Annotated in this window: 1 protein-coding gene; it reads left to right on the top strand. The window is 62.5% G+C overall.

Annotation, left to right across the window (positions count from 1 at the left end):
* Positions 1–185: hypothetical protein (locus tag AX708_RS21200; RefSeq protein WP_233999670.1), on the top strand; the 185-nt coding region annotated here is incomplete at its 5' end.
* Positions 186–240 lie beyond the last annotated feature (55 nt).

Below are 240 nucleotides of genomic sequence, written 5' to 3'. Positions count from 1 at the left end.
CCCTCGCTTTGACGGGCTTTGTGATCGGCGTTGCCCGCATGGCTTTGAAGAGCGCACCCGGCTTTGCTTTCGGCGGCACCGCGCGCGGTTCGCAGTCGGGCTGGGCTGTCACGCGTTTGATGATTGGAACTGCAGACGCGACGTCTGCAACTGTCTCCCGCGCCAAAACTGCAGGTCTGATCTGACCCGGGATCTTGTCGATCACGTACAAGCGCACGGCCACGCTGGTGCCCTGCTTGT

The sequence above is a fragment of the Erythrobacter sp. CCH5-A1 genome (genome assembly GCF_001557115.1).
In the GTDB taxonomy this organism is placed as follows: Bacteria; Pseudomonadota; Alphaproteobacteria; order Sphingomonadales; family Sphingomonadaceae; genus Erythrobacter.
The sequence above is the reverse complement of the archived record's forward strand: the minus strand, read 5'-3'. Positions and strand labels throughout refer to the sequence as shown.